Source organism: Azospirillum sp. B506 (assembly GCF_000333595.1).
Taxonomy (GTDB): domain Bacteria; phylum Pseudomonadota; class Alphaproteobacteria; order Azospirillales; family Azospirillaceae; genus Azospirillum.
Genome location: NZ_BADK01000746.1, coordinates 1 through 8,156 on the forward strand (window position 1 = coordinate 1; position 8,156 = coordinate 8,156).

At 66.5% G+C, this 8,156-nt stretch carries 2 protein-coding genes; both read right to left on the reverse strand.

Translation table 11 applies throughout. The features are described from left to right. Positions 1 to 26: 26 nt before the first annotated feature. A complete protein-coding gene (locus I71_RS23065; RefSeq protein WP_049976271.1) occupies positions 27 to 6,152 on the reverse strand; it encodes an MBG domain-containing protein in 6,126 nt (2,041 codons plus the stop codon). Between the two features lie 13 nt (positions 6,153 to 6,165). After that, positions 6,166 to 7,809, reverse strand: a complete 1,644-nt coding sequence (locus tag I71_RS23070; protein ID WP_211098424.1) for a ShlB/FhaC/HecB family hemolysin secretion/activation protein — start codon at positions 7,807 to 7,809, stop codon at positions 6,166 to 6,168. Positions 7,810 to 8,156 lie beyond the last annotated feature (347 nt).

Here is an 8,156-nt window from a genome sequence, read left to right on the forward strand (position 1 = left end):
TCTTGCCGGCGTTGTTGGCGTTCACGTCAGCGCCGCTTGTTTACCGTAAGCGCCCCGGGCGCGTAGGAGATGGCGTAGTGGCCGGAGTTGAGCCCGGACGCGGTCAGCGTGTAGGTGCCGGCGTTCACCGCGCCCTGTGCGGTGCCGCCATAGGCCAGCGTTCCGCCGAGCACCGCCGCCGTTTCGCCATTGACGAAGCCGCTGTAGCTGACGCCGTTGCCGCCGCTGTAGGCCAGCCCGTCGTAGGTCTTGCTGGCGTTGTTGGCGGTCACCGTCAGCGCCGCCTGGTTCACCGTCAGCGCGCCGGGCGCGTAGGAGATGGCGTAGTTGCCGGAGGCGAGGCCGGACGCGGTGAGCGTGTAGGTGCCGGCGTTCACCGCACCCTGTGCGGTGCCGCCATAGGCCAGCGTCCCGCCGAGCACCGTCGCCGTCTCGCCATTGACGAAGCCGCTGTAGCTGACGCCGTTGCCGCCGCTGTAGGCCAGCCCGTCGTAGGTCTTGCTGGCGTTGTTGGCGGTCACCGTCAGCGCCGCCTGGTTCACCGTCAGCGCGCCGGGCGCGTAGGAGATGGCGTAGTTGGCGGAGCTGAGGCCGGACGCGGTCAGCGTGTAGGTGCCGGCGTTCACCGCGCCCTGTGCGGTGCCGCCATAGGCCAGCGCTCCGCCGAGCACCGCCGCCGTCTCGCCATTGACGAAGCCGCTGTAGCTGACGCCGTTGCCGCCGCTGTAGGCCAGCCCGTCGTAGGTCTTGCTGGCGTTGTTGGCGGTCACCGTCAGCGCCGCCTGGTTCACCGTCAGCGCGCCGGGCGCGTAGGAGATGGCGTAGTTGGCGGAGCTGAGGCCGGACGCGGTCAGCGTGTAGGTGCCGGCGTTCACCGCGCCCTGTGCGGTGCCGCCATAGGCCAGCGCTCCGCCGAGCACCGCCGCCGTCTCGCCATTGACGAAGCCGCTGTAGCTGACGCCGTTGCCGCCGCTGTAGGCCAACCCGTCGTAGGTCTTGCTGGCGTTGTTGGCGGTCACCGTCAGCGCCGCCTGGTTCACCGTCAGCGCGCCGGGCGCGAAGGCAATGTCATAACTGGCCTGGCTGGAATAGAGCCCGCTCAGCGTGTACGCGCCACCGGAATAGGTGCCGGCATCGGCGCTGTTGGCGATATAGCGCGCTGTTCCGCTGACCAGAGCCGTGTTGTAGCCCCCTGGCGCATAGGTCAGCGTGCCGGCGCTGGTGGTGCTCGCACTGCCGTCATAGGTCTTTGTGCCGCTGCCGCCGGTCACCGTCAGGCTGGTCAGAAACCCCCGCAGCAGCGGCGCCGTATAGCCGTCGTAGACCCGCCACGTCGTTGCGGTGCCGCCCTGATCGTCGGCGCTCCAGCCGGCGGCGGTGAAGTTCGACAGCGTCTTCATGCCGGCGGCATCGAGCCCGGTGACCCCGGCGACCGTCCCGGAACCGACGCCGACGCCAAGGCCGGAACTGGAGGTGTTCCAGAAGCTGCCGCTGGCCGCCCCGCCGGTCAGTTGCCCGATCAGCCCACCGATGTTGGTCCCCGATCCGCTGGTGGCCGCCGTACCGGTTGCGTAGCTGTTGGTGACAGTGGCGGTGCCGCTGTTCAAGCCGACCAGACCGCCGATGTGGTCTGAACCGCTACGCGTACCGCTCACCGCCCCGGTGGCATAGGAGTTTTGAATGCTGCCGGCGGCATCATTGGCCCCGGCCAGCCCACCCAGGTTGGAGCCGCCCGCACTGACCGACCCGGTGGCAAAGGATGTACCGATGGTTCCGCCGTTATTCTCGCCCACCAGATTGCCGACATAGGAGCCGTTAGCACTCCCGGCAACGGTGCCGGTGCTGTAGCTTCCCGAAATCACCCCCTGGTTCCGTCCGGCCAGCATGCCGACATAGCTTCGCCCGGAAACCGTCCCCGACAAGCGCGCGTTGTTGACGGTACCGCCGGCACCGATGACGCCGAACAGACCCACGTAATCGGTGGTCGGTCGGGCAATCGTCAGCCCCGAAATGGCGTATCCCTGCCCGTCGAAGGCACCGGTGAAAGCGGTCGTGCCGTCGCCGGCCGGAACGAAACCGGCCGCGGAATTCCAACTGGCCGTTCCACTGGCGTCAATGTCATTGCCAAGCCTGAAGCTCTTGGTCGCCAGCGCCGTCGATGCCATCCCCTGCAAACCGTAAGCGTCGGCGATCGTGTAAGGGGTCGCCGCCGAGCCATCACCGCTTTTGGCGCGGATGAAGCTGGCGCTGGTGGTCAGGCGGAAATCGGTGGCGCTGAAGCTGGGCAGGGAGGAGGCGATCTGGCTCCAGGAGCCGCCGGTCAGCGCGAAGGTGCCGACGCTCACGCTGCTGCTGGAAGTCGCCGTGCCGCCCGCGGAAATATTGAGCGTTCCCGACGTCCCACTGACCGTATTGCCCAGGGTGATGTTGCCGCTGCTGGTCGTGGCCAACGTCAGGGTCGAGGTGTCGCTCCACGACAGCGGGCTGTTCACCGACAAGGCGCCGGCTGCGCTCAACCCGACCGTGCCGCTGACCCCGAAGGTTCCGCCGCTGGTCAGCGACAGCAGCCCTGTCGAGCCCAGCGTGGTGTCGAGGGAATAGTCGGATGAAGCGTTGAGATAGACGCCATAGCCCGCCGCGGTCGTCAGCGTATTGAACGAGCTGGACGACAGGAACGACGACAGATCGGTGTCGCTGTAGGACCCGTAGGTCGCGCTGTAGGCCGTCCTGGTGGCACTCAGGCTGCTCTTGCCGGTCACCAGATGGATGGACGAGCCGTAGATGTCGAGGCCGGTGACGCCGGTCGCCGCCACGGTGTCCTTGAAGGCGGCCGCCTTGGTCGCCTGATTGTCGAGATAGGCCAGCGCGCCGTTGGCGTTGATCGACCCGGACGGCTTGAGGATGTAGTAATAGCCGTTGGCCCCCGTGACGGCGGAGCCGAGCGAGACACCGTTCGAGATGGCGGTGACCGTCGCCCCGGCCAGCGCGGTGGTGCCGGCGTCGCTGTACGCCCTTCCCGTCACCGCGACAGGCGTCGCGCTGTATTGCCATTTGAAATAGGGGTAAAGGCCGGTCCCGGTGCCCCAGATGGCGGATGAAAAACCGGTGGGCAGGCTGCCCTGCAATTGGGCCGTGGCTCTGGTCGTCCCTGGGCCAACGCCTGTTCCCGAGGTCTGGCTGTCCCAGTAGCTTTCGGTGACGGTTCCGGTGCCTCCCGAAGTCAGTCCGCCCTTATTTCCAGGCCCAGAGACCCTGGCAGTAGAATAGGCGTGACTTATTGTCCCGCCATACATGGCGCCAACGAGGCCACCGATCCAATTCGCGCCGCTGACCGAGCCGGTGGCGTAGGAATCGGAAATGGTCCCCGAAAGAAGGCCGCCGACCAAGCCCCCAACCACTGAACCGGTGGTGGTCACCGCCCCGCCGAAGGAGGACAGAGAGATCGCGCCATCGTTCATCCCGACCAGACCACCGATGAAATTGCCGGTGCCCGAGACCGAGGCGGTCGAATAGCTGCGCGTCACCGTACCCGTCGATGAAATACTGCCGACCAGCGAACCGCTGATGTCACTGGCCGTGATGCTGCCGCCGACGAGACCGACATCGGAAACCGCCCCCGTCAAGACGCCGAACAATCCGACTTCCTGAGTCGAACCGCGGTTGATGGTCAGCCCGGCGATGGTGTGGCTCTGGCCGTTGAAATTGCCCGAAAAGTACCCGACTGGACTGAAACCGGCTGAACCCCAGACGTCGCCATAATAGCCGCCGCTGGCGGTAAACGCCGGCGTCATCGACAGGTTGGCGCCCAGCTTGTAGCTGGCGGTCAGATCCTGCTGCATCAATTGCAGGGCGTGCGGCGTAAAGATAACGGTCGAATATTCGCTGCGCAGCATCGGCCGCGTCTCGCCGGCCAGCATCACCCATTTATTGGTAAAGTCGAATCCGGTATAGGTCGCTTGGGTGAAGGCGTTCGTGTTGGCGATGCCGGTGCCGGTGTTGCTGCTGCTCTGCCCGGTGGAATTCACATCCCAATAGCCGTTGGTCGTCGTCACCGCGCTGCCATCGAGGGAACCGCCGACCAAACCGCCGACGCTGGTCGTGCCGGTTACGGCCCCGCTGGCATAAACATTGGTCAGGGTGCTGCCCGACACCTGCTGGACGCTCCCGACCAATCCGCCGACATAGGTGGATGTGCCGGTCACGGTTCCTGTCGCATAAGAATCGGTGATCGATCCGCCGCGCATACGCCCGACCAGTCCACCGACTTCGCCGGAACCCGTGACGGTCGCGGTGGAAGACGAGCCGGTAATCGTACCCTGATCGGACCAGCCGACCAACCCCCCGGTTTGGCCGCCGCTGCTGTTCGTGGTGACGCTTCCGGTGACGTGGACATTATTGACCGTCGCGCCACTCAACCGATTGGCTAACCCCCCAGCTCGGGTAAATCCGATAACTGAAACATTGGACAGGGTCATGTCCCGTATGGTTCCAGACGTAATATCGAAAAGCCCACCGGGGTCGCTGAAGGGTCTATTGGCGGTCAACCCGTCAATCGCGTGTCCCAGGCCAGCCAGGGTGCCGGTGAAGCCGGTGATCGACGCAAAACCCTCACCGGAATTCCATGTGCTGGTGGCCGACGCGTCGATGTCGTCGGCCAGGGCGTACAGCCCGCCGCCGCTCATGCTCTGCAACGCCGTCACATCGTGAACCAGCGTATAGGCGGACCCGTTCAGGCTGAGCGCGGCGCTCGCACCCGACAGGGTGACGCGGGCGCCACCGCCGAGGATGTAATTACCACCATAGGTCAGGCTCAGGCCGGCGCTGGTTCCGGTCGCCGTGATGTCCTTGTTGATGGCGATGCTGCCCGCCGCGTTGAGGGTCAGGGTGGTGTTGGCGCTCCAGCTGATCGGCGCCGCCACCGTGATGTTTCCGGCTTGGCTGCCGCTTGATCCGGTCGAAACGGTCACCCCGGTGGACGCCAGGGCGTTGGTCAGGGTGGTGACGTTGATCACCGTGTCGTCGGCGGTGGCGGTGAAGCCGGCCCCGCTGTCCGCCGCCGTGGAGATGGTCACGTTGTAGGGGTCGATCAGCCAGTTGCCGGTCTTGCCCTTGGCCGCCAGCGTCGTCACCTTGGCCGATGGGGCCACCGTCACCTTGGCGGCGGAGGTTTCCACCGCCCCGCCATTACCGCCGGAAGGGGCCGATGCGTCGATGGTTCCGGCGACCTTGACCTCGCCGCCCTTCATCCCGGCCAGCAGCGCCACCTTGCCGGCCCGCGCCCCCAGGGTCTGCGCCTCGACGGTGCCGGTATTGGACACCACGGAGGACACCGCCTCGCTGGCGCCCTTCGCCGTCATCACCACCTGTCCGCCGCTGGCGGAAATCAGGCCGCCATTTTCCACCAGCGCCGCCGTGGTGGCTCCGTCAACCTCAATCTTCAGGTGGCCGTTCGCCCCGGCATCCAGCGTCACCTTGGCGCCGGCCGCCAGCACCGCGTTGCCGTTGCGGGCGTTGATGGTTCCCTGGTTCGACACGGTGCCGCCGATCAGCACGACGGCACCGCCGTCGCCGGCATTGATCGTGCCCTGATTGATCACCGAGCCGGTGGCACCGTTGCTGGTGAACACCTCCCGCCCGGCCATGAAGTCGTTGTCGGCGATATCGGCGGTCGAGGCGACCAGCCCGCCGACATCGACCCGCGCGGTTTTCGTGAACAGCACGCCGTTGGGGTTGACGACATAGACCTTGCCGTTGCCCGACAGCTTGCCGGCGATCACGCTGCCCGCTCCTGCGGTCACCCGGTTCAAGGTCACCGACGAAGAGTCGGGCTGCTTGAAGGTGACGCTGGCGTCCGATCCGACATCGAAGCTCTTCCAGTTGACGATGCCGCGCGCCGACTGCTGCGTCACCGTCATGCTGGAGCCGTTGGCGCCGATGCTCACCGACCCGGCGACCACCTGCCCGCCCGTTGGCAGAGCGGTCGTGGCGGGTTCCGCCCGCGCTGGGCCGGTGGATGCCATCAGAGCGGCAACCGCGACGGCGCCGACTGTCCATCCGCCTCCCTTCGCTGTCTCAGGTGCGACGACCCATCGCCCCTTGGCGCGGTTCCAGATCAGCCGGTAGGCCCGGTTCATGCCGCCGTGATCATACATCGTCGCCTCACACCTAGAACATCGTGGTGACGGAGAACCAGACCCAGGGACCGGTCCGGCTTCCATCCTGGTTGTAGCCTGAGGTAGCCGCCCCCTGGTTCGCCCCGACCGGCACCGCGGCGGTCAGGGCGATGCCGAGGCGCCCCGACACCGCGTAGGAAGCGCCGACGCCGGCACCGAACAGCGGGTAGCTGTTGGGGATGTCGCCGCGTGCGTCCCAGCCGTCCCATCGGTCGGCATGCTGGCGGATCACGCCGGCGTCCACGAAACCGAACAGGTCGAGACCGGAGGCCCAGCCCTCGGTGAACGGCCGGTGCAGCTCCAGGCTACCAAGGAGACCGCTGTCCCCCGACGCCTCGTTGACCGGATAGGCCCGGACACCACCCGGACCGCCCAGGGCGAACTGCTCGGAGCTGTCGAGATTGCCGCCGGACCATTGGCCGGCGATGCGGGCGCGGAGAAACAGGTCGGTGGCGAGCGCCTGATCGCGCTGGACCTCGAAGGAGAGCTTGGTGAACCGGCCGTCGCTGCGGCTCGACTGCGCGTCCAAGGCAAGGTCGGCGGCCAGCCGCGACAGATCCAGGACGCCGCTGGTCAGCACGAACTGATAGCTGCTCAGACCACCGCCGCCCCAGCCGTCCGATCGGTCCCCCACCACTGCCAGGCTGCCCTTGTTCATCCGCTTGCGGTGAAGGGGTTCGCCGAGGACGTCGTCATCGAAGCGGCCATGCTCGTAGGAGGCGCGCAGCCGTAGCGTCTCCGCCGACCTGCGGATCAGCGGAAAGGAGACGGAGGCACCCTGTGTGAGCGCGATTCCGTGCCCATCGCTATCCTCGTATGGGCCGCCGAGCCGGTAACGAAGCGCCGTCATCAGCAGCCCGGCCTGCCAGCCGTCCGGCCCCAGCGGGACGCTCCACCCCGCCTGGCCATAGGTCAACCGGGTCGATGCGATCGTCTTGACTGCCAGTTGGTCGCCGTACCCGGTCAGGCCGTTCAGCGACAGCCCCGCGTTGGTGCGGTAGCGGCTGGTGCTCCGCGTGCCGGCGTTGTCGGCGCCGATCTGGGCCGTGGCGACCGGCGCGTCGCGGACGGTAAGCTCCAGATCGCTGGTGCCCGGCGCGGCCCCGGCTTTCAGGGTACCGTCCGCGTTGACGCCCGGCAGGTCGTTGGCCAGCAGAAGACCGCGCTCAAGATCCACCAGGGAATAGGGTTCTCCCGGCTTCAAGCGGGCGGCGACCACGGATTCGACGAAGGCCCCATCGGTGCGGGTCGACTCGTCCTGCCGGATCACCCGCCCGAAGCGCCCCTCGACCACCTGGATGCGCACGATGCCGTCGATGACATCCTGGGCCGGAAGGAAGGCGCGGGCGAAATAGCCGCGATCGCGGTAGGCGTCGGCGATGTTCCGTGCCGCGTCCTGGAGATCGCGCAGGCTTTGCTCCTTGCCGATACGACCGCGCAGGAGTGTTTGAAGCTCGGCCTGTGGGATCAGCGTCGCGCCATCGATTAAAAAGCCTTTCACCAGCAGGCGGGGGCCGGTGTCCGGCGTCTCCTCCGGTGCGGCTGGTGCCACCGGCGGCCGCTGCGGGGCGAGGTCGGGCACGCCGTCCCGCAGCATCCGTTGCAGGGAGCCGGCGTTGGGCAGTGTCTGCCCCATGGCCGGAACCATCGGCAAGACAACACCCGCGACCGACAGGAGCAGCGCAAGAGCGTGGGTGGCTGCGGTTCTTTCCGGCATCTTCATCAATAATCCTTTGCACCCACCGAACCGACCATCAGGTTGGATACAGTTGGATTGGGTACTTCTAAAATCATGTCCGAATTCCAGAAAGAACATCTTCCATATCTCTGATGTTCACACCTGCTGTACGACAGTTGCACGGCTTCTCCGTGCGACAAAGCCGCGACATGGATGCAACAAGAGCAAGGAGCAAAGTGCATGGAAAGCCATCGGCTTGAGGCCCCTCCCGAGGATGCCAGTGCGACAAAGGCGGGGGTTGCGGG